This window comes from Anabaena sp. FACHB-1391, from assembly GCF_014696755.1.
Lineage (GTDB): Bacteria > Cyanobacteriota > Cyanobacteriia > Cyanobacteriales > Nostocaceae > Dolichospermum > Dolichospermum planctonicum.
The window spans coordinates 1-21,433 of the sequence record NZ_JACJQS010000053.1; the positions used below are offsets into that span (position 1 = coordinate 1).

Sequence of the window (21,433 nt, forward strand, 5' to 3'; positions counted from 1 at the left end):
ACCAAAATGGGTTATCTTTTGAGAAACAATTAAATATTAACGTTAACGACATTAACGAAGCACCCACTGATTTGTTGCTTGACAACACCGCAATTGATGAAGGTCAAACAGATGGTGTAATTGGTAATCTCATCAGCATAGACCCAGATACAAGAAACACCTTTACCTATAGTTTAGTCACCGGAACAGGTGCAACGGATAATAGTTTATTTACTATTACCAATAACCAACTTAAAACCAACGCTGTATTTGACTTTGAAACCCAAACAATTTACAGCATTAGAGTTAAAACCACAGACCAAAATGGGTTATCTTTTGAGAAACAATTAAATATTAACGTTAACGACATTAACGAAGCACCCACTGATTTGTTGCTTGACAACACCGCAATTGATGAAGGTCAAACAGATGGTGTAATTGGTAATCTCATCAGCATAGACCCAGATACAAGAAACACCTTTACCTATAGTTTAGTCACCGGAACAGGTGACACGGAAAACAGTTTATTTAGTATTGTTGATAATCAACTCATAGCTAATACTGTATTTGACTTTGAAACCCAAACAATTTACAGCATTAGAGTTAAAACCACAGACCAAAATGGGTTATCTTTTGAGAGACAATTAAATATTAACGTTAACGACATTAACGAAGCACCCACTGATTTATCTTATGACAACAACACTGACACCACTACAATTGATGAAGGTAAACCCATTGGTACAGTGGTTGGTAATCTCAGCAGCACTGACCCAGATACAGGAAACACCTTTACCTATAGTTTAGTCACTGGGGATGGTGCAACGGATAATAGTTTATTTACCATTACTGGAAATCAACTTAAAACCAACTCCGTCTTTGACTTTGAAACCAAAAACAGTTACAGCATTAGAGTCAAAACCACAGACCAAAATGGGTTATCTTTTGAGAGACAATTAACCATTGGTGTAACTAACGTTCCTGAAGCTCCCACATTAAATAGACCTAGTAGTGGTAATACTTTCGTTTTAAAAGGTGACAGTAACGAAAGACTGGAAGTTAAATTAACAGGATACAACTCTAAACTCAATAGTGAGCTAGGAGTATTTACTGTTGATGATGCCAATGGTACAATAGATGGTATTGCACCGGGTGCAGCAGGTTATACCGATAAGGCGTTACAACGTGGTCAGGTAATTTTCTCTCTCCTTGGTAATTCTCCCGTTGGATTTAATCAATCTAGTCTCAGCAGGTTGTTAGAATTAAATTCTAATAGTAATTTGAGATTCTATTTGGTTAAGGATGGTTCAACGGATTCTGTACTCAACAATACCACTCCCAAAACTAATGTCCTCTTTGATATTTCTTCTAATGTTAGGACTACTACTTTAGGAAATGGCTTCTCCCTGGCTTGGGAAGATGGTTCTGGTAATACAGCTGGGTTTGAAGATTTGCAGGTAACAATTACCCCAACTGATATTATCCCAACTGATACAGTTATAAGCCAGGTTACAAGTCTGCAAAACAAACCCCAAGGAGAATTACTAGATTTGCGGGGTATCAATGGTCCGGTAAAAGCTGACTTTGTTGTCAACCGAGAAGCCGCTTATAACAACTTCGTTGGTTTTTATAAAGTCGCTGATGAGAATGGAGGTATTGATACCAATGGAGATGGTAGTGCTGATATCCTCCCAGAACAAGCTGGTTATGCTCAAGCCGCTGTTAGGGGGCGTGTTTCTGACCTTGCTTTGGCTGTCAATAACAACGGAACTGCGACTTTTAACAATAAGACTCTTCAAGGTGGTTCTGTCTTTGCGCCATTTATTATCACTAATGGTGGTACACCCGATAATTACGACAATATCAACTCCAGGATTTACTTCACCTTCGGCGCTGCTAACTCAGATGGTGTTGATCATGTGCGGCTTTTAGGTGATAATACCTTTGGTTTTGAAGACCTAACGGGTGGTGGTGACAAGGACTTTAATGATGTTATTGTTAAGGTCAACTTGACGGTATAGGTAAAATAAGCTATTACAGCCTATTTTAGGTTTATGATGTACACCCCTGACCTTCTCCTGATTTGGGGAGGGTGGGGTATTTTTGTATCTTAGGACTTACGCAAGTGTCACACCAAAAATCTGTTGTAGGGTGCGTCAGATATCAACAATCTGTTTATTTGCTGGTATGCAGTAGCAAAGCACCCTACCAATGTGCCAGTTGCGTAAGTCCTGTATCTTACAGCAAGTAGCTTTGAGTGAGGTACACCTGGTGCAGGCAAGATGCCCGCACCACGAGAGTTTTATTATTAATATCTGTACTTCATACAGCAAGTAGCTTTGAGTGAGGTACACCTGGTGCAGGCAAGATGCCCGCACCACGAGAGTTTTATTATTAATATCTGTACTTCATACAGCAAGTAGCTTTGAGTGAGGTACACCTGGTGCAGGCAAGATGCCCGCACCACGAGAGTTTTATTATTAATATCTGTACTTCATACAGCAAGTAGCTTTGAGTGAGGTACACCTGGTGCAGGCAAGATGCCCGCACCACGAGAGTTTTATTATTAATATCTGTACTTCATACAGCAAGTAGCTTTGAGTGAGGTACATCTGGTGCAGGCCAGATGCCCGCACCACAAGAGTTTTATTATTAATATCTGTACTTCATAATATCGGGAACTGCTGTATGAGTTTGAAATCTGCTATTAGATTCCTGATTTCTTCCAGGAGGGATCTCAATTCGTGATATCAAAATTTATAACTCAAAACCTGAATTTCCGTATTTTTCGGTAAATTCTGGGAGTTAATTACTATAGAGTCACTATTACTTCGGCGGATATTAACACCCTGCATTAAAGTCAAAAAATCATCTACTGGGGTGATGTCACACTGGTTTGTATCAGCGGCTGGAGTGCGGTAATGGGTGGGAATAACTAACTGAGGATTTAAGACGGTAATGGCTGCTTTTGCTTCTTGAGCATTGTAAGCTTTAGCACTACCACCTACGGGAATAAATAATACATCGGGACGACCCATGAGGATTTTTTGTTCTAGGGTCAGGGGTGCAGCACAGCCCCCTAAATGCAGTAAATTAAGTCCTGCTATGGTGAATTTCCAAGCCAGATTTTTCCCGAATCGTTTTCCATTGTGACGATCATGGTCTGTGGTAATTCCCTGAAAATTAACACCCCTAAATTCGTAAACCCCCGGTTGATAAACTAATTTGGGATTTCCCGGTAGTTCTTTTACATAACCTTCATCTAATAATTGACTACTAATTAATACCAAATCTGCCGCGACCTTTGGGGGACGATACTTAGCTGTACAGCCCAATGTCCGAAAGGGATTAATCAGAATTTTGACATTTCCAGTGGTGAATAAAAAGCAAGTATGTCCTAACCAATGAATTGATACACCGCTAGACTGAGCCTTTACTGAAACTGGCAGACCTAAGTTAGTCATTACAGAGGTTATTAAACCCGCCCCAGTATAGCCTATCAACTGTCGTCTTTTCATCTGTTTTTCCGTTTACAAGGTTCGCAGAAAATTTCTCAGCAATTCCTTACCCAAGGAAGTTAAAACACTTTCTGGATGAAATTGGACTCCTTGAATGTGAGGATAGTTCCGGTGTCTGACACCCATAATTGTACCATCTTCTACCCAAGCAGTAATTTCCAATACTTCTGGACAGGTTTCCCGCTCAATTACTAAACTATGATACCTGGTGGCGGTGAAGGGATTTTCTAACCCTTGAAAAATTCCTATTCCTTGGTGTGATACCTGGGAGGTTTTTCCGTGCATTAATTCTGGTGCAGAAACTATTTTACCACCGAAGACCTGACCAATACTTTGATGTCCTAAACACACCCCTAAAATCGGTAATTTTTCGCCAAATTGAGCGATCGCATCTAAGGAAATTCCCGCATCTTCTGGACGACCAGGACCGGGGGAAATGACTATTGCGTCTGGGTTTAAGGTTTTAATTTCATCTACAGTCATCTTATCATTTCGCACGATTTGGATATCATTGGCTACAGAGAAATCTGTGGCTAGTTCTCCGAAATACTGCACTAAATTATACGTAAAGCTGTCGTAATTATCAATAACTAATATCACAATTTTTGCCTAATTTCATTTTTCTTGAAAATATTTGAAAATATTCAAGACGTTTCCTAGAAACGTCTCTATTACAACCCGCTATCTAGAAATTGGACAGGATTAAAGTCGCTAAAGGAGGCAATAATAGTATAGTTGCGACTAATAATGCTACTAAAGCTGCTACAAGTACAGCCCCAGCCGCACAGTCTTTAGCAATTTTTGCCAATTCATGGTAGGATTGTTTGACGGTTAAGTCTACAATAGACTCAATGGCCGTATTCATTAACTCTAAGGTCAAAACTAACCCACTGGTAACAGCAATTATAGCTATTTCCACTGTTTCTAGACGTAAGAATAGACTCAAACTAATAGCCAAGGCGCAGACGGCTAAATGAATGCGAAAATTACGCTGGGTCTGAAAACCATAGATAATTCCAGCCCAAGCGTACTTAAAACTAACAAATAAATTAGAGGCAATTTGCCAGGAAAGTTCCCTGTCTTTAGACACAAGCGGTGGTAAGCTGTTACTTGTTGGTGATGACGAAAGTTTTGGGGACATAGATAAAAAAATATGATATATGACAGAGTAAGAATCTACCGATTTTCATAGCCGGATCAACTTTGAAGCAATTGTAGGCTATTTTAAATAGCGACACTATGAAGCAATCACTAAGATTCTTAATTTTAAATATACATATACTATACCTCTAAGTTAATAATCATACCTATCTTCTCAAGTAAGATAACTTGTTGCTGTAGCATTTCCATCAAACTCTGTTCATCAGGATGATCCCATCCTAACAAATGCAATAAACCATGAGCCGTTAACCAGGCTAATTCTGTGGATAAGCTATGTTCCTGCTGTTGTGCTTGTCGCTGTGCTGTATCTACAGAAACAATAATATCACCTAAATACAAGGGCATAGATCTGAGCATTTCCTCGCTTTGTGGTAAATTTGCTTCTAGAGATGCAAAGGCTAAAACGTCTGTAGGTTTATCCTGTTCACGGTATTGGGAATTGAGGGTTTGAATTTCTGTATCAGTTGTCAACCGCAAACTAACTTCATAACTAAGTGCAGTTGGTAGATAATCATTAAGAATTTCTAACCACTCCTGAAACCAATTTTCCCAAGTTTCGGGAGGAATTAGGGAAAAGTCGTCAAGACAATTTTCTAAATATAATTCCACTGGTAAAGGCACAATTTTTCCCCCTTAGCGGGTCAGATACGCTAAACCAACGAGGACAGATAATAGTCCTACAGCAGTTAACGCGAAGTGTTTGAGGGAAGTACCGCCTTTTCTAACCATGTTCCGCATGGCCAGCTTAACATAGCTGGGTTGGGGTTCTTTAGTAGGGGACTTGTCCATAGTTAATTTCTCCAATAATTTCCTTTATTACTTTAACAGGTTACGGGGAAATTAGGAGTCGGGAGTGCAGACTATTAACCTAAATTAAGCTATTACACAGCTAAATTAGACAATCCTCATATATAGCAATTCTCAACAAGACGTAAATACCTCTTTTTTTCTCTCTACCTCTGGGTTCTCTGTGTCCTCTGTGGTTCGTTCCCAAAAAGAGGATTGCTATTTTTAATCGCTGGCTATCCTGATTCTGATAGTATAACTAAGCGTCCCCTGCTTTCCCTAAGCTTCTACTATCTGATTTTCTTGTCTTAAATAGGCTTGGATAAACATATCAATCTCACCATTCATGATGTCGGTAATGGCTGTTGTTTCTACGTTTGTACGCAGGTCTTTAACCATCTGATAAGGATGAAATACATAGTTACGGATTTGATTACCCCAGGAGGCTTCTACCATATCACCGCGAATTTCCGCTATTTCTTGGGCGCGTTGTTCTTTGGCTATAATTAGTAGTTTAGCTTTGAGACGGGCTAGGGCTTTTTCTTTGTTTTGCAGTTGTGACCGTTCTTCTGTACAACGGACTGCTATCCCTGTGGGAATGTGAACTATGCGGACTGCGGTTTCTACTTTGTTGACGTTTTGTCCACCTTTACCACCAGAACGGGTGGTGGTAATTTCTAAATCTTTTTCGGGAATGTCTAATTTGACGGTATTATCTATTTGTGGCATCACTTCAACTCCCGCAAAACTGGTTTGTCGTTTACCGTTAGCATTAAAGGGAGAAATTCGTACTAAGCGATGAGTACCCATTTCAGAACGCAAATAACCATAGGCGTAGCGTCCGGTTATTTCTAGGGTGGCGGATTTAATACCCGCTTCGTCACCTTCGGATTCTTCTGCTAAGGTAACTTTATAACCATGATCTTCTCCCCAACGGGTATACATCCGCATTAACATAAATGCCCAGTCTTGCGCGTCTGTACCACCTGCACCAGCGTTAATTGTTAGGACTGCACTTTTATCGTCGTAGGGTCCAGAAAGTAGTTGTTGTAATTCCCATTGATCTAGATCATGATTGAGTTTGTTAATGGTAGACTCGGCTTCTTGCAATAGCGCTGTGTCTGTTTCTAGTTCCAATAGTTCAACAACTACCCTAGTATCGTCTAAATGGGAATGCCACTGGTAATATTGCTCTAAATGGGATTTTAGATCATTGAGTTCTTGTAGGGTGTTTTGGGCTTGGGTTTGGTCTTCCCAAAATTCTGTTTGGGCGGAAATTTGTTCTAAGTCGTGAATTTTGGCTTGGAGTGCGGGTACGTCAAAGATAGTCCTGGGTTTTACCCAGGCGGCTAGACAATGTTTCGATTTCGCGTTTTAGTTCTAATACGTCCATAATTTTGGCTACTGGCAGGGATGTGATATCTTTCTCAGTTAATTGGATAACTGGCATTTCATATTCTACTGGATTTTGGTCAGAAGAAAGAAGGGTTTACAATTTTATCATAGATTTTGGGTTAGGGCATTTTGGGCTTTTGTGCGGGCTTCTATAGCTTGTTGGTAGTCTGGTTTATATTCTATAGCTTTATCGTAGGATGCGATCGCCTCTTTGTATTGTTGCATATTTAATAGCGCATTGCCGCGACTATACCAACTTTCATAATGATTTGGTTTATAACGGATAGCTTTATTATAGGATGCGATCGCTTCTGGATATTTTTGCAAACTATATTGTGTATTTCCCAGATTATACCACAGTAAATAATCATTTCCCTTTAAGGAAACAGCTTTTTTATAAGATTCTATGGCTTCTGGATAGCGTTTAACTTGATGTAATGCCCAACCCCGATTATACCATACTTGATACCGTCGAGGATTGGATTTAATCACTTGGTTAAAAGAATCAATGGCCTCTGGATATCTACGTAATGTCATCAATACATTACTTTTTGATAACAAAGCGGCAAAGTTACCCTGATTGTATTGTAGCACCTGATCATAAGCTTGCAGAGCAAATTCATAACGATTTAAATTCACCGAACAATTACCTAAATTATACAAAGCTAATTCATGATCTGGTTTTAATTCTATGGTTTTTTTGTAAGCTGTAATTGCTTCCTCATACTGTTTAAGATTTTGTAATGCCAATCCTTTTTTGTACCATAATTCAGAATTATCAGGTTGTAAATTAATTGCTTGTTCATAAGCCTTAACTGCATTATTATAGTTATTAATTTTTATAAAAACATCCCCTTTAGCTTGCCAAACTTGAGGAGCATCATTTTTGAGTTCTAAAGCTTTATCAAAAGTGGCAAGTGCTTCTGAATAACGTTTGAGATTTACTAAAACCAACCCGCGATTATTCCAAGCTTCTAAATAATCAGGTTGAAGTTGAATAGCTTTATCATAGACTATTAAAGCTTGTTCATATTTCTTTAGTTGAAATAATGCTTGACCTTGACCATACCAAGCTTGAGGATAATCAGGTTTAATATCTCCGGCTTTTTCATAAATTGTTAAAGCCTCTTGATAGCGTTGTAATTGCAGCAGAGTATTTGCCTGATGATATAATTCTATAGCATTTTTATTATTCAGGCGATTAATTATAAATATTCCACCTACAGCACCAATAACTAACACAAATATCCCCAAGGGTAATTTCCAGAATATCCCTTTTTTAACTTGAGAATTTTTAACTTGATTTGGTAAAGTTGCGGGAGAAAAAACTATTGTTTCCGATGTATTTTTATGCAAATTTTGTAAAGCTTGTAATGCTATTGTCGCAGAGGCATAACGTTGTCGAAAATCATAACATACCATTTGATTTAAAAATTGAGCAAATTCTGGGGATACCGTGGCGGAATTTTGCCAAATAATTTCATTAGTTTCGGGATCTTTTTCTAATTGTTCAGGGGATAATCCTGTTAAAGCTTGAATAGCAATAATTCCCAAAGCATAGATATCACTACTAAATTTGGGTGTTCCTTGTGCCTGTTCTCCAGGAGTATAACCTGGTGTGCCAATAGCGACAGTAGATTTAGTAGTATCCGGGGAATTTACTAATTTAGTCGTAATTTGTTTAACTGCACCAAAATCAATTAAAATTAGTTTACCATCTTGTTGTCGTCTCAGAATATTCCGAGGGTTAACATCACGATGAATTACTTTTTGTTGATGTACAAAATCCAAAATTTCTAAAATTTCTTGTACTAGGGAAATTACCTGATTTTCAGTAAAAATTGTACCTGGTCTTAATTCTTGACTAAGGTTATTACCTACAATAAGTTCTTGCACCAGATAAAATTCGGCATTTTCTTCAAAGTAAGCTAAAAGTTGGGGAATGCGGTCATGAGTCCCTAATTTATATAAAACTTGGGCTTCTGTGTCAAACAACCTTCTGGCTATTTCCAAAGTAGCAATATCACTAGACTGAGGTTTAAGTTTCTTAACTACACAATGCGGTAAACCGGGTAAATGCGTATCATTAGCAACATAAGTTTCGCCAAATCCGCCACCTCCCAGGTAATTGGTAATTTGGTATCTGCCCACAAGGGTGTTTCCTAGCATTTTATGAGCCTATTTGAATAATATGTTATATTATGACTATTTTGCCACAGAAAAATGAGAAGATTTTAATTTTCCAATGCCAAATTATAAGCTTTAACTAACAAATCAATGCCGGTAATTGCTCCACCCACAACAACAGCATTAGAGCCTAAATCTAAGGCTTTTTTGGCCATTTGTGGTGAAGAAATACCACCCTCACAAATCACAAAAGTGTCAAGATTTTCTACTATTTTAGTCAGTAATTCCCAACCAGGAGGAGAAAAGTCTTGAGTTTCCCCAGTGTAGCCAAAAAGAGTAGTTCCCACAATATCCGCACCTGCATTAACAGCTAATTGTGCTGCTTGATATGTATCTACATCTGCCATAACCGGCTTATTTAGTTGATCATGAATCAAATTAATAATATTTGTTAACTTTTCATCACCGGGACGATATCTAGTAGTAGCATCTATAGCTATAATATCAGCACCTGCTGCTGCTACGGCCACAGCGTGATGAAATTGTGGTGTAATATATACATCAGAACCAGTTATTACTTGTTTCCAAAGTCCGATAATGGGAACTTGGACTTTTTTCCGCACCGCTTGGATATGAATAGGTGTGTCAATTCTCACTCCTATAGCCCCATTATTCACTGCTGCTTGTGCCATTGCAGAAATTACATAAGGATCATGTAATGGGGAGTTTATGGGTGCTTGACAGGAAACGATTAATCCTTTTGGTAAGTTAGTCATGTTTTATTTTTGATTGTAAGTTAACTTGGGTGATTAGGAGGATGTGCTAAAAAGATTAATGTTTATTAAGATGAATATCATGTAATGCTGTCAGTTATCTAATTTAAGCTTATTTGCTAACTTCTTATCTAAGGTTATTAACTCAAGTCCATGATACTTGGTAGTTGCAGCAATAATAGAATCAGGCAGTTTCGTTTTGTGAGTATATCTAAAATTGATAGTCTCATTTTCAATTGCTGGTGTAATTGTTAAATATGTCATACGACTTAATAAAAATACAATAGCTTCTTTTTCTGTGGGTGTTATAGATGGAAAACTCAATAACTCCATGGGAGTTATTGCACTATAAGCACATTCACCAATTTGAATTTGCCTATCGTTTAAAATATCCAAAATTATTAAATCGCGTTGAAGCAAACCAATCACGATATTTGTATCTAACAAATACTTAATCCCATTCATCGCGTAATGCTCTTTGTAAATTTAACGGATCTTGATTTTTGAAAGTTGGAAATTCAGGCAAATCATTAACTATATCAACTAATAATTGAGATGATTGTTTTTGTTGCTCTTCTAATAACATTTTTTCCACAGCTTTCTGTACTAATAGCTGCATATCAGGCATTTCCAAAAGTTGTTTTCCCAATTCATCAGGTAACTCAATTTTAACTTGCATAAAATCCTCCATTAAAACGGCGGTTTAATTCTTAATTCTTCACAGAAGAATACAATTATAGCATCTGTGACCTGACAGTGAATTTATTTATTGCCTCATTTAATGCTAACGTAAAAAGCCTAATTTGTAAACTCGAAATTTTCGTTAATTCCTTAATTTTACTGGCACAATCTCAACTATCTAAATGTTGTATGGTTGAAAATTTATATTTAACGTAAGTTATTAGTTAGGTAAACTGTCAGAATCAGGATATACAGGATGAAAACAGGGATTTTATCACTAATTACCTATTATCAGCTTTAACTAGATAACTAGCAATTTCAGTTATTTAATGGTAATTTGTCCGTTCATTAACATGGGAAGCAACCAATCTCTTAATTGGGTTTGTTTAAAAATATCTGTAAAAATATTATTTTCTGAATTATAAACCGCATTTTTTAGCGATAAGTATTCATAACTTAATCGCTGTAAATGTAGAATTGATGGCAGTTTTACCCTAGAATTTTCGTTAAAAGTCATAAGATAACAAGGTTTTCAGACTGATATGGAAATACCGTGATAATTATTCCAGACTATGGTAATTATACCATAGATAAATCACTTAGTTAAAGTGCGATTCTAATAATTTTATCTAATTTCCATGGATGACAGTATAGCTCGTCTTTCACCCCGTTTTTCACCTTCTCTGAAAATCTGCTGATACCAAGGAAACTCTTATAATATTACCATATCCCACCTCAGGATTTGTGGAAACGCTATCTAGTACAATAGTAGGGGGTGTTGGGTTTTGTTCCCATTGCTTTGCAACGCTAACGCGAACAACCCAACCTACAATAAATGTTATGTCATTATTAATCACCAATTATGCACCGTATAAATGCTACTGCTGGAGGCTGGAATCAGTCGGAGGGTTTATTTTTCTTAGAACAAACTATAGCACCATTTGTATTGATTACAGCAGCAGATACTGATATTCAAACTCTAGGAACTGTAGTTTCTAAATTACCTGATGAATTTCCAGAAATTCGAGTCGCTAATTTATTACAACTACAACAACAAGTAAGTATAGATGATTATAGCGAACAAGTATTAGAATCAGCGCAAGTAATTGTTCTGCGTCTTATTGGTGGAAGTTCTTATTGGAATTATGGTCTAGAAGTTATACAGGAAATTGGAGAACGTAATGGTACAACCTTAATTATAATGCCAGGAGATGACGGACTTGATCTTGATTTAATCTCTAAATCTACAATTGCTCCAGAAATTGTCCAGAAAATCTGGCAATATTTTCAAGAAGGTGGTACAGAAAATTTCCTCAATGCTTTAAAATTTATCGCTGATACGGCTTTATTAACAGAATTTAATCCTCTACCTCCACAACCTGTTCCCCGTGTGGGTTTGTATGAGTGGAAAGAAGAAAAAAAAGAACTTTTACCAATTCAGCCTAAAGTTGGGATTTTGTTTTATCGCGCTCATTATTTATCAGGAAATACTAAAGTTATTGATGCTTTGTGTAATGCTTTGTTAGAGAAAAATTTACAACCTGTACCAGTTTTTGTCTCTTCATTGCGTGAACCGGGTGTAAGTGATAAATTATGTGCATGGTTTACAGATGAAGATGGGGTAAATATTAGTTTATTAATGAATACCACTAGTTTTTCCCTAGCGCAATTAGAAACAGAAACACCGCTTGAACTTTGGGAAAAATTAGATGTCCCGGTTTTGCAAGTAATTCTTTGTGCTAGTTCCATTGAACAATGGGAATCAGAATCACAAGGTTTAACACCCCGTGATATTGCTATAAATGTGGCTTTACCAGAAGTAGACGGACGGATTATTAGTAGGGCTGTATCCTTCAAAACTTTGCAAGCTCGAAATCACAAATTAGAAACCGATATTGTAGTTTATGAACCCTTGAGCGATCGCATTGAATTTGTCACCCAACTGGCTGCAAATTGGGTACGATTGCGGGTAAAAATGCCCTCAGAACGGCAAGTAGCCTTAATTTTAGCAAATTACCCCAACACCAACGGAAGGCTGGCCAATGGCGTAGGATTGGACAGTCCTGCCAGTTGTGTGGAAATTCTCAAAGCTTTAAAATTAGCTGGTTATGAAGTAGGAAATATTCCCGAAACTGGAGAGGAATTAATTCAAATTCTCACATCTGGTGTTACAAATGATCCCGAAGGAAGAGACTGGAAACCAATAAATCAAAGTCTTTCAGCAGCCGAATATCAAAAATATTTTGCTACTTTACCTGCAAATATACAACAGGAAATTATTGAACGGTGGGGAGCAGTAGAAACAATTGAAAATTGGGCAATTTCGGGAATTAAATTTGGTAATATTTTTGTAGGTGTTCAACCATCAAGAGGTTATGATCTTGATCCGAGTTTGAATTATCATGCACCAGATTTAGAACCAACACATAATTATTTAGCCTTTTATCATTGGCTGCGGGAATCTTTGGCTGCGGATGCGATAATTCATCTAGGAAAACATGGTAACTTAGAATGGCTACCGGGTAAAAGTGTTGCCTTATCTAATAATTGTTATCCAGAAATTGCCTTGGGACCAATGCCCCATTTATATCCATTTATTGTCAATGATCCTGGTGAGGGTTCACAGGCTAAAAGACGCGCCCAAGCAGTAATTATTGATCACTTAACACCGCCCATGACAAGGGCGCAATTATATGGAGGATTGCAACAAGTAGAAAACCTCATTGATGAATATTACGAAGCCGAAAGTTTAGATCCTTCCAGATTAGCAATAATTAGCGATCGCATCAAAGAATTAGTCATCAAAGAAAACCTATATAAAGACTTAGGAATTACCAACCCCAAAGACATCACCAACTTTGAAACCTTAATCTTAAACTCCCTAGACGGTTACTTGTGCGAACTCAAAGAAGCCCAAATCCGCGACGGCCTACACATATTCGGCCAATGTCCCCAAGGAACCCAACTAAGAGATTTAATAGTAGCGATCGCCCGCATCCCCAACCGCTATTCTATAGGTATTACCCGCACCATAGCCAAACAATGGGGTTTAGACATAGATCCCCTCACCGACGACCTTTCCACCCCCCTCTCCGCGCATCTGCGCCTCTGTGAGAGACTTAAATCCTGTCATATCATTGGGGATGTCGTTGAACTCCTAGAAATAGAAGCCGCCCATTTAGTAGAAAAAATCATAGCCGGAACAGAAAACCAAAACTGGATTAGCGACAAACTCCTCCCGTCCCTGCAAAAAACTAGTGAAGAAATCACCAACCTGCTCCGGGGACTTGACGGAAAATACGTTAAAAGTGGTGCTTCCGGCGCACCGACACGCGGCCGTCCCGAAGTTCTGCCCACAGGTAAAAACTTTTACGCTGTTGATATTCGTGCCATTCCCACGGAAACGGCCTGGGATATTGGGAGAAAAGCGGCTGAAACCCTGATTGAAACCTACACCCAAGCAAATGGAGAATATCCTAAAACTCTCGCTTTATCGGTTTGGGGTACGGCTACCATGCGGACTGGTGGTGATGATTTAGCGGAGGCTTTAGCTTTACTCGGTGTTAAACCTGTGTGGGATGGTGTAGCGCGACGGGTGATAGATTTTGAAATATTACCTTTGGCGGTTGTGGGTCGTCCCCGTGTGGATGTTACTCTGAGAATATCGGGTTTTTTCCGGGATGCTTTTCCTAATTTAATCACTTTATTTGATCAAGCTGTAAAAGCGGTTTCAGCTTTAAATGAACCCCCTGATCAAAATCCCCTCGCAGATATGGTTCGTCAAGAAACTGAACAATGGACTCAACAGGGTTTATCTTTAGATGTAGCACAAGAGCGATCGCAATATCGCGTTTTTGGTTCTCAACCTGGCGCTTATGGGGCGGGACTCCAAGGTTTAATGGCTTCCCAAAATTGGCAAAATGACGAGGATTTAGCTCAAGCTTACACAAATTGGAGCGCTTACGCCTATTCTTCTGGTCAGGAAACAGGGAATAAGAATGTGGAAGCTTTTGAACAACGTTTAAAGCAAATGCAAATCGTCCTCCACAATCAAGATAACCGCGAACATGATTTACTTGATTCTGATGATTATTATCAATTTCAAGGTGGTTTAACCGCCGCTGTGCGTTCTCTTCAGGGTAAAAATCCCGAAACCTATTTTGGCGATAATTCCAATACACTCCAGCCCAAAATTCGCCAACTGAGTTCAGAAATTGCCAGGGTGTACCGAACGCGAGTCGTTAATCCTAAATGGATAGCTGGAGTTATGCGTCACGGTTATAAGGGTGCATTTGAAATGGCCGCAACGGTAGATTTTCTTTTCGCTTACGATGCTACGGCCCAATGTGTGGAGGATTATATGTATCAAGGTGTCTTTGAAGCATATTTAGAAGATGCCACTGTTTGTGAATTTATTCACAACAAAAACCCTTGGGCGTTACGTGATATTGCGGAAAGACTACTAGAGGCAAACCAGCGCGGTTTATGGCAGAATGTGGCTATACAAACACTAGAAAACCTCCGCAATTTAGTCCATCAAGCAGAAGCCACCATTGAAGAAAAATAACTGACCAATTGGTAATGGGTAATTGGTAATTGGTAATGGGTAATGGGTCATGGGTAATGGGTAATGGGTAATTGGTAATGGGTAATTGGTAGTTAATTTCTGTCACCTGTCACCTGTAACCTGTCACCTGTAACCTGTCCCCGTGGCGTAGCACCTGTAACCTGTCCCCGTGGCGTAGCACCTGTCACCTGTAACCTGTAACCTGTCACCTCTAACCTGTAACCTGTAACCTGTCACTTCCCTTAGTTTCTAAATAGGCATTAATGCCCTTTGGCACTTAGGGCATACAGCATGAATGGTCATTTGACAATCTAATAAATGGTAACCTTCTTTTTGCGCTGTTTTTCCCCCAATTTTTAAAATAGAGTCATTTTTAAACTCGATGGTCGAGTTACAGCGCACACAAATGAGGTGATGATGATGATGGGGATAAGGTTGATTGATTTCATAATGTTTATGTCCTTCCCCCAATTCTAACTCCCGCAAAATCCCCATTCTCGCCATTAACTTTAAAGTCCGGTAGATAGTTGATAAACTAATACCTTCACCGTCAGTCTCTAAGCGATGATAGAGATCCTCTGCACTTAAATGCTCACCTTGGGGGAGTTCTTGAAAAATATGTAGAATTGTTTCCCGCTGTGGAGTTAAACGCCAACCACGGTCGTTTAGTTCTGCTTTGAGTGAACCAGTTGTGTAGACAGTCATACTAAATTTTCTCAACAAAGCTCATTAATTGAGAATATAACAAATCTTTGTCCCAATTTGCAACAATCATTGCTTATTGAGAATATTTACTAGTTGACAGGGGACTCTTAACTGGGGACAGGTGACAGGGGACAGGTGACAGGGGACAGGGGACAGGGGACAGGTGACAGGGGACAGGGGACAGGGGACTCTTAACTGGGGACAGGTGACAGGGGACAGGGGACAGGGGACAGGGGACAGGGGACAGGGGACAGGTGACAGAAATTAACTACCCATTACCCATTACCCATTACTTTCTAACTTAAAGACTCTAGATAGTCGCGGACAAGGTTACGGCGCTTGGGTTGACGAAGTTTCTGCAAAGCCTTTGATTCAATTTGTCTCACTCTTTCTCGTGATAGGTCAAGGGCTCGGCCAATTTCTGATAAAGAGTAAGAATGACCATCGGACAAGCCGAAGCGCATGGAAACAACATCACGCTCCCGGTCGGTTAAATCGTCCAGAAGACTATACAAATCTTTATGTAAAGATTCCCGCATTAAGGTCTCTTCAGGGGTAATGTTATCAGTTTCTAGCAATTCCCCCAATTCAGTATCTTTATCTTTTCCTACTTTGGTTTCTAAAGACACAGAACGAGGAACTCTCAATAACACTTCCCGGACTTGGGCTGGTGTCATATCTAACTCAATTGCCAGGTCTTCTAAAGTAGGTGTGCGACCTTTTTCTTGGGCAATTTTCCGTTGCGCCTTTTTAATTTTGTTCAGTTTTTCGGTAATATGGACAGGAAGGCGAATGGTACGACTAGAAGTAGCGATCGCTCTGGTAATTCCTTGACGAATCCACCAATAAGCATAGGTACTAAAACGATAACCTTTAGTGGGGTCAAATTTCTCAACGGCTCGTTCTAAACCTAAAGTCCCTTCTTGAACTAAGTCTAACAATTCCAAACCACGATTTTGATATTTTTTCGCCACAGATACCACCAAACGCAAATTCGCTTTAATCATCTGGGATTTAGCTTGTAGTCCTTGACTTTGAATTTGCTCTAGTTCTTCCACGGTTAACTGAGCGATTTCTGCCCAGCGTCTCTTACCATTTGCTAAGGTGGGTTTGAGATCGGATAATTTTATCCCCGCAGTGGCCGCCCACCGTTCTAAAGAAGGGCGGTGTCCTAACTCCGAAGCCAAACGCTCCTGGACTTCAATTAATCGCAAATAAGGGATAATTGTTGCATCTCCCTCCTGGGCTGCTAAACTAAGCACTACTCGCATCCGTAAGTTTCGCTGTACTTTTTGAGCTTCGGAAACTTCTTCATCTTTTCCTAATAACCGGACTCGACCAATTTCTTGCAGATAGAGACGAACTAGGTCTGTACTGTTGCGGTTAACTTGAGCGGGTAAATCAGATTCAACTACAGGGATATCTAAATCTGGTAAATCATCTAGGGATAACTCACTTTCATCACTACTGATTTCGAGATCCATAGGTACGCTTTGATTTTCGCTATCGTAGTCGGTATTTTTATAAACGGATGTTGCTGGCATAATGTCTCAAGTTGCTCCAGGTAACAATAAATTAAGGGCAGTTAAAATTAGGATCAAATCAACGGTTGCTATTCCGTAATTTCTCATCAAATAAAACAGTTTAGTCTTCGATGTACAATTAGTGGCAAAACTTTGTACTAGTGTAAGTAGGCATAAAGGAAGAAAACTTAATTTATCAGCTTTTGCACCTTTTTTAAACTTGATAGTTATTTTTGCCGCACTCGACTGCCTGAAAAGAATATATTTTAACGATTTTTTCCGTTGTAATAGCATCAGGAACTAATAGCTATTCTAATTTTCAGTCCAACTTTCAATTAGAAGTTACCTACTAGTCAAAATTACCATTTTTAGAGATATTTACAGTGATTTTTCTAACTGATTATAGTGTCAAAAACATACTTTTGATCATGATGTTTATAAACTACATGGTCATATTTACATCATTCAAAACGTAATTTCCTGACAATTTGGCAAATTCTTTCCGGGACTGAAAGCAGTAATCATTTAATTTTCATTGCAGACCTGACTCTGTAAGCATTTTACCTTTACTTACCACATTTGTTCTTTGGGAAAATCATCAAATTCCGGTTTAATATCTCGTAACATAAGTTGATCTAATGCTTGTTGAGGTGTAACTTCTCCTTCCAGTAGTTGATAAACTTGTTCGCTAATAGGAATAGCAATACTTCGTTGTTGTGCAATTTCCATTAATACCCGACAAGTGTTTACACCTTCCGCTATTCCAGGAAGACCCGCTAAAATTTCTTTGAGCGTTTTTCCATGAGCTAACTGATAACCAAGTTGATAATTGCGACTTAAAGGGCTGTTACAGGTAGCCAGTAAGTCTCCTAGACCGGATAAACCATAAAATGTTTCCGTTTTCGCGCCTAAATTCTTACCAATTCGCACTATTTCGGTTAAGCCACGGGTGACTAAAGCGGCTTTAGCATTTGTTCCTAAGTTTAGCCCATCACATACACCAGCAGCGATCGCTATTACATTTTTTAGCGTTCCTCCTAATTCTACTCCCACAGGGTCAGGATTAGTATAAACACGAAAACGACTGGAAGAAAATACTAATTGTACACTTTGGGCGGCATTGATATTTTTACTAGCTACTACGGTTGCTGCTGGTAATTCCCGGACAATTTCCTGGGATAAATTCGGACCTGATAAGACAACAACGGGATGATTAGGAAAAATTTCTTGCCAAATTTGCGAAGGTGTGTATGTTGTTTTGGGTTCTAATCCTTTAGTTGCGGTGACAAAGATTGTCTCTGGAGACACAGGAGAAGATTGTACCACAGAAGCTACATCTCTTACTCCTTGCATAGAAATAGCTGATAAGACTATGTGGGCATTTTCCAGTACACTGACTAAGGATTGTGATCCCTGACGTGACCATAAATGCACCTGATTACCATTAATTGCTGCTAATTTGGCCAGGGCTGTACCCCAAGCACCAGCACCAAGAATCACGACAGATTTTACACTTTGACTCACTTCGATTCACTCATGGAGAATAGGGAATAGGTGTTAAGAAGCGACCACCAGGGGTTACCTTGGATAACGTTTCATTAATTCTCTGACTTGCTCTGCATGATAGGAGCTTCTTGTCAATGGTGAAGAAACAACTTGTAAAAATCCTAATTCTTCTCCAAAAGTTTGCCAAGCTGCAAACTGTGTTGGCGTAATAAAATCAGATACTTGCAAGTGTTTTTGAGTAGGTTGGAGATATTGCCCAATTGTCAAAATATCACAATCTACCCTTCTGAGGTCTTCCATAACTTGACGCACTTCTGCGTCTGTTTCACCTAAACCGACCATAATACCAGATTTTGTGTAAGTTTTAGGAGAAATTTGCCGGGAGCGTTGTAATAATTCCATAGTCCGCTCATAATTACCTTGGGGACGCACACGACGATATAAACGGGAAATAGTTTCTGTATTGTGGTTCAGTACCTCTGGTTTAGCTTGGAGAATTATCTCTAAAGCTTGCCAATTACCGCATAAATCAGGAATTAATACTTCTATGGTAGTATGAGGTGAAATATCATGAATAGCATGAATACATTTAACAAATTGAGACGCACCACCATCAGGTAAATCATCTCGATTCACGGAAGTAATCACGACGTGATTAAGCTGCATTCTGCTGACTGCTTCCGCTAGTCTTATAGGTTCAGTGGGATCTAAGGGCTGGGGTTTTTTTTCAAAGTCAATATCACAGTAAGGACAAGCTCTGGTGCAAGCAGGACCCATAATCAAAAATGTAGCAGTACCAGCATTGAAGCATTCACCAATGTTAGGACAAGAAGCTTCTTCGCAAACGGTATTCAGGGCTAAATCCCGCAAAATCTCCTTAACGTTACCAACACGCTCCCATTGAGGTGCTTTTACCCGCAACCAGTCTGGTTTTACAGTCACAGTCTACTTTTACCATTTTAGTTATACAAGTCTTATCCTAGCAAGCAAAGACATCTCCGGCGGCAGAAAAATTTGTTATTTTTTGCTAATTGTGGTATGATGGTTCTAAATTACCATTTCTATGGCGGGATGTGGCGCAGCTTGGTAGCGCACTTCGTTCGGGACGAAGGGGCCGCTGGTTCGAATCCAGTCATCCCGATTTACTGTTATTGTCACTTGCCAAAGATAATCAACTGCGTTTGTCTAAATTAATTGATTATACCAGAGAACAAGTTAGGACTCTCTATCGTTCTACTATAGAAATACAACAACGCTGGGCTGTTCCTGAAGAACGGGCAGAAATTATTGATTTACTGGCAGATAGGGGAATTGATTTTGATGAGTTAAAAGCAGTAACTAATCTTTCCGAAGCTGATCCTTTTGATTTATTATGTTATGTAGCCTTTGATGCTCCGGTGTTGACTTGCAAACAACGGGCTGAAAGGTTGCGTCGTGGTAAGTCTGACTTTTTTGAACAATATGGGGAGGAAGCCAGGGCAATTTTAGAGATTCTTTTGGATAAGTATGCTGAAAAGGCTGTTGAGGAGTTTAATATTACCACGACTTTTAAGGCTAATCGGGAGTTTGCTAATTATGGTAATGTAATTGAAATTGCTGAACGGTTTGGGGGTGTTCAGGAGTTGAGGGACGCGGTAAATCAGTTACAAAGTTTACTTGATTCAGCATAGGAGTTAATGATGTTTACGGAAGAATATATTAAAGATATACATTTTCAAACTGAGGAACAAAATCAGCGCGACATTGCTAAGGAACAGAAGGCCAAAGGGGACGCTATTTACTGGGCAATTTATAATCTTGACGGCAAAAATCCCAATAATCAGACGGATTTTGAACATTTAGCGCCTGAGCAACTGGTAAATGATATCCTAGAGAAAGATCGGCGGGTTGCTGGAATTATGTCTGAGATTAAAGCAATTTTGGAGCAGTGACAATGTTAGGTTTACTAGAAAAGTTGAGTTGCTGGGAAGAATTAACAAGTCAATCAGTATTAGATAATGTTGATTCTGACCAGATTTTACTGATGAATGGGATTAACTGGAATATATATGAGAGCCTGTTACAGCGATTTGAAAGTATTTCTCATTATCGCTTTAAATATTTAGAAGGTACTTTAGAAATAATGTCTCCTAGTCGTCGTCATGAGTTTGATAAAAAGATTATTGCTTTATTATTAGAAACTTATTTTATAGAAAAAGATATTGATTTTTATCCTTTAGGTTCAACTACTTTTAGAAGGGAAGCAGCCGCTAGAGGTATTGAACCGGATGAATGTTATTGTTTTGATTCTGAAAAATCTGTTCCTGATTTGGCTATTGAGGTGGTTGTGACGAGTGGGGGAATTGATGATTTATTAATTTATCAAGGTTTGGGTGTACCGGAAGTTTGGTTTTGGCAGAATCATCAATTTTCGTTATATTTTCTCCGGGGTGATAAGTATGAGAAAATATTAAAAAGTGAATTTTTACCGGGTTTAGATTTAACTCTGTTGGCAAGTTTGCTTTTGTCTGGTGGAAAACCAAAGGATTTAATCTCAAAGTTCCGTGAAGACATCCGTCGGGGCGATTCGTGAATTGCCACTACGAATATACAAATATACAACCCACATTCCGCACCCCAAACTGTCACAGAGGTAAATTACGTAGAGAAAAAATTAAAGAGAGCATCAAAACAAACATATAAAGTGAAAAAAGGCATTTGAGAAACAGTAAA

20 protein-coding genes and 1 tRNA gene are annotated in these 21,433 nt (G+C 38.9%); 6 read left to right on the top strand and 15 right to left on the bottom strand.

Annotated features, from left to right (window positions below):
* A partial coding sequence (locus H6F62_RS18860) for a cadherin domain-containing protein (RefSeq protein WP_190372706.1) occupies positions 1 to 2,000 on the top strand: 2,000 nt, incomplete at its 5' end.
* 729 nt (positions 2,001 to 2,729) lie between these two features.
* Here the strand turns inward: H6F62_RS18860 and H6F62_RS18865 are convergent.
* The 11 genes from H6F62_RS18865 to H6F62_RS18915 all read right to left on the bottom strand — a co-directional run bounded on the left by H6F62_RS18865 (position 2,730) and on the right by H6F62_RS18915 (position 10,937).
* Positions 2,730 to 3,497 (bottom strand): MBL fold metallo-hydrolase, encoded by a 768-nt coding sequence (locus tag H6F62_RS18865; protein WP_137909093.1) that lies wholly within the window; start codon positions 3,495 to 3,497, stop codon positions 2,730 to 2,732.
* Positions 3,498 to 3,509: 12 nt separating this feature from the next.
* Positions 3,510 to 4,097 (bottom strand): aminodeoxychorismate/anthranilate synthase component II, encoded by a 588-nt coding sequence (locus H6F62_RS18870; RefSeq protein ID WP_137909092.1) that lies wholly within the window; start codon positions 4,095 to 4,097, stop codon positions 3,510 to 3,512.
* A gap of 85 nt (positions 4,098 to 4,182) precedes the next feature.
* Positions 4,183 to 4,638: a diacylglycerol kinase family protein gene (locus H6F62_RS18875; protein WP_137909091.1), complete on the bottom strand. Its 456-nt coding sequence runs from the start codon at positions 4,636 to 4,638 to the stop codon at positions 4,183 to 4,185.
* Between the two features lie 140 nt (positions 4,639 to 4,778).
* Positions 4,779 to 5,279, bottom strand: coding sequence for an rRNA maturation RNase YbeY (gene ybeY / locus H6F62_RS18880; protein ID WP_137909090.1), 501 nt, complete (start codon positions 5,277 to 5,279; stop codon positions 4,779 to 4,781).
* A gap of 12 nt (positions 5,280 to 5,291) precedes the next feature.
* Positions 5,292 to 5,447, bottom strand: a complete 156-nt coding sequence (locus tag H6F62_RS18885; protein ID WP_071604830.1) for a DUF3285 domain-containing protein — start codon at positions 5,445 to 5,447, stop codon at positions 5,292 to 5,294.
* Between the two features lie 276 nt (positions 5,448 to 5,723).
* A protein-coding gene (prfB, locus tag H6F62_RS18890) for a peptide chain release factor 2 (RefSeq protein ID WP_190372713.1) occupies positions 5,724 to 6,837 on the bottom strand; the annotation gives its coding sequence in 2 pieces (ribosomal slippage) (positions 5,724 to 6,764 and positions 6,766 to 6,837; 1,113 coding nt in all).
* Between the two features lie 107 nt (positions 6,838 to 6,944).
* Positions 6,945 to 9,008 (bottom strand): serine/threonine-protein kinase, encoded by a 2,064-nt coding sequence (locus H6F62_RS18895; RefSeq protein WP_190372707.1) that lies wholly within the window; start codon positions 9,006 to 9,008, stop codon positions 6,945 to 6,947.
* A 65-nt stretch (positions 9,009 to 9,073) separates the two neighbouring features.
* Positions 9,074 to 9,742 (bottom strand): N-acetylmannosamine-6-phosphate 2-epimerase, encoded by a 669-nt coding sequence (locus H6F62_RS18900; RefSeq protein ID WP_190372708.1) that lies wholly within the window; start codon positions 9,740 to 9,742, stop codon positions 9,074 to 9,076.
* A gap of 90 nt (positions 9,743 to 9,832) precedes the next feature.
* Positions 9,833 to 10,186 (bottom strand): type II toxin-antitoxin system VapC family toxin, encoded by a 354-nt coding sequence (locus H6F62_RS18905; RefSeq protein ID WP_199306463.1) that lies wholly within the window; start codon positions 10,184 to 10,186, stop codon positions 9,833 to 9,835.
* A 4-nt stretch (positions 10,187 to 10,190) separates the two neighbouring features.
* Complete coding sequence (locus H6F62_RS18910; RefSeq protein WP_190372715.1) at positions 10,191 to 10,418, bottom strand: hypothetical protein; 228 nt, start codon at positions 10,416 to 10,418, stop codon at positions 10,191 to 10,193.
* Between the two features lie 324 nt (positions 10,419 to 10,742).
* Positions 10,743 to 10,937: a hypothetical protein gene (locus H6F62_RS18915; protein ID WP_028090248.1), complete on the bottom strand. Its 195-nt coding sequence runs from the start codon at positions 10,935 to 10,937 to the stop codon at positions 10,743 to 10,745.
* Positions 10,938 to 11,282: 345 nt separating this feature from the next.
* On the opposite strand from H6F62_RS18915, the gene cobN reads away from it, so the two are divergent.
* A complete protein-coding gene (cobN, locus tag H6F62_RS18920) occupies positions 11,283 to 14,987 on the top strand; it encodes a cobaltochelatase subunit CobN (protein ID WP_190372709.1) in 3,705 nt (1,234 codons plus the stop codon).
* 249 nt (positions 14,988 to 15,236) lie between these two features.
* On the opposite strand, the gene H6F62_RS18925 is transcribed toward cobN, so the two are convergent.
* The 4 genes from H6F62_RS18925 to lipA all read right to left on the bottom strand — a co-directional run bounded on the left by H6F62_RS18925 (position 15,237) and on the right by lipA (position 19,663).
* The gene (locus tag H6F62_RS18925; protein ID WP_028084223.1) at positions 15,237 to 15,692 is read right to left on the bottom strand and encodes a transcriptional repressor; all 456 of its coding nucleotides are present in this window, start codon (positions 15,690 to 15,692) and stop codon (positions 15,237 to 15,239) included.
* Between the two features lie 296 nt (positions 15,693 to 15,988).
* Positions 15,989 to 17,236, bottom strand: coding sequence for an RNA polymerase sigma factor SigC (sigC, locus tag H6F62_RS18930; protein ID WP_190372710.1), 1,248 nt, complete (start codon positions 17,234 to 17,236; stop codon positions 15,989 to 15,991).
* A gap of 549 nt (positions 17,237 to 17,785) precedes the next feature.
* Positions 17,786 to 18,739 (bottom strand): NAD(P)H-dependent glycerol-3-phosphate dehydrogenase, encoded by a 954-nt coding sequence (locus H6F62_RS18935; protein ID WP_137909083.1) that lies wholly within the window; start codon positions 18,737 to 18,739, stop codon positions 17,786 to 17,788.
* A gap of 54 nt (positions 18,740 to 18,793) precedes the next feature.
* The gene (gene lipA / locus H6F62_RS18940) at positions 18,794 to 19,663 is read right to left on the bottom strand and encodes a lipoyl synthase (RefSeq protein WP_190372711.1); all 870 of its coding nucleotides are present in this window, start codon (positions 19,661 to 19,663) and stop codon (positions 18,794 to 18,796) included.
* Positions 19,664 to 19,788: 125 nt separating this feature from the next.
* Between lipA and H6F62_RS18945 the strand changes: the two genes are divergently transcribed.
* From H6F62_RS18945 to H6F62_RS18960, 4 genes are all read left to right on the top strand, one after another.
* A tRNA-Pro gene (locus H6F62_RS18945) sits at positions 19,789 to 19,862 on the top strand.
* Between the two features lie 10 nt (positions 19,863 to 19,872).
* Positions 19,873 to 20,391, top strand: coding sequence for a type I restriction-modification enzyme R subunit C-terminal domain-containing protein (locus H6F62_RS18950; protein ID WP_162501205.1), 519 nt, complete (start codon positions 19,873 to 19,875; stop codon positions 20,389 to 20,391).
* Positions 20,392 to 20,397: 6 nt separating this feature from the next.
* On the top strand, positions 20,398 to 20,652 hold the full coding sequence (locus tag H6F62_RS18955; RefSeq protein ID WP_242026082.1) for a hypothetical protein: 255 nt from the start codon (positions 20,398 to 20,400) through the stop codon (positions 20,650 to 20,652).
* Positions 20,653 to 20,654: 2 nt separating this feature from the next.
* Positions 20,655 to 21,293, top strand: coding sequence for a Uma2 family endonuclease (locus tag H6F62_RS18960; RefSeq protein ID WP_190372712.1), 639 nt, complete (start codon positions 20,655 to 20,657; stop codon positions 21,291 to 21,293).
* Positions 21,294 to 21,433: the final 140 nt, after the last annotated feature.

What these genes read in the sequence shown, in the direction of transcription:
- H6F62_RS18895 (WP_190372707.1), bottom strand. Translation starts at nt 9,008, where the DNA reads ATGCTAGGAAACACCCTTGTGGGCAGATACCAAATTACCAATTACCTG.
- H6F62_RS18900 (WP_190372708.1), bottom strand. Translation starts at nt 9,742, where the DNA reads ATGACTAACTTACCAAAAGGATTAATCGTTTCCTGTCAAGCACCCATA.
- H6F62_RS18865 (WP_137909093.1), bottom strand. Translation starts at nt 3,497, where the DNA reads ATGAAAAGACGACAGTTGATAGGCTATACTGGGGCGGGTTTAATAACC.
- H6F62_RS18875 (WP_137909091.1), bottom strand. Translation starts at nt 4,638, where the DNA reads ATGTCCCCAAAACTTTCGTCATCACCAACAAGTAACAGCTTACCACCG.
- H6F62_RS18910 (WP_190372715.1), bottom strand. Translation starts at nt 10,418, where the DNA reads ATGCAAGTTAAAATTGAGTTACCTGATGAATTGGGAAAACAACTTTTG.
- H6F62_RS18925 (WP_028084223.1), bottom strand. Translation starts at nt 15,692, where the DNA reads ATGACTGTCTACACAACTGGTTCACTCAAAGCAGAACTAAACGACCGT.
- H6F62_RS18960 (WP_190372712.1), top strand. Translation starts at nt 20,655, where the DNA reads ATGTTAGGTTTACTAGAAAAGTTGAGTTGCTGGGAAGAATTAACAAGT.
- H6F62_RS18915 (WP_028090248.1), bottom strand. Translation starts at nt 10,937, where the DNA reads ATGACTTTTAACGAAAATTCTAGGGTAAAACTGCCATCAATTCTACAT.
- sigC (WP_190372710.1), bottom strand. Translation starts at nt 17,236, where the DNA reads ATGCCAGCAACATCCGTTTATAAAAATACCGACTACGATAGCGAAAAT.
- H6F62_RS18955 (WP_242026082.1), top strand. Translation starts at nt 20,398, where the DNA reads ATGATGTTTACGGAAGAATATATTAAAGATATACATTTTCAAACTGAG.
- cobN (WP_190372709.1), top strand. Translation starts at nt 11,283, where the DNA reads ATGCACCGTATAAATGCTACTGCTGGAGGCTGGAATCAGTCGGAGGGT.
- H6F62_RS18885 (WP_071604830.1), bottom strand. Translation starts at nt 5,447, where the DNA reads ATGGACAAGTCCCCTACTAAAGAACCCCAACCCAGCTATGTTAAGCTG.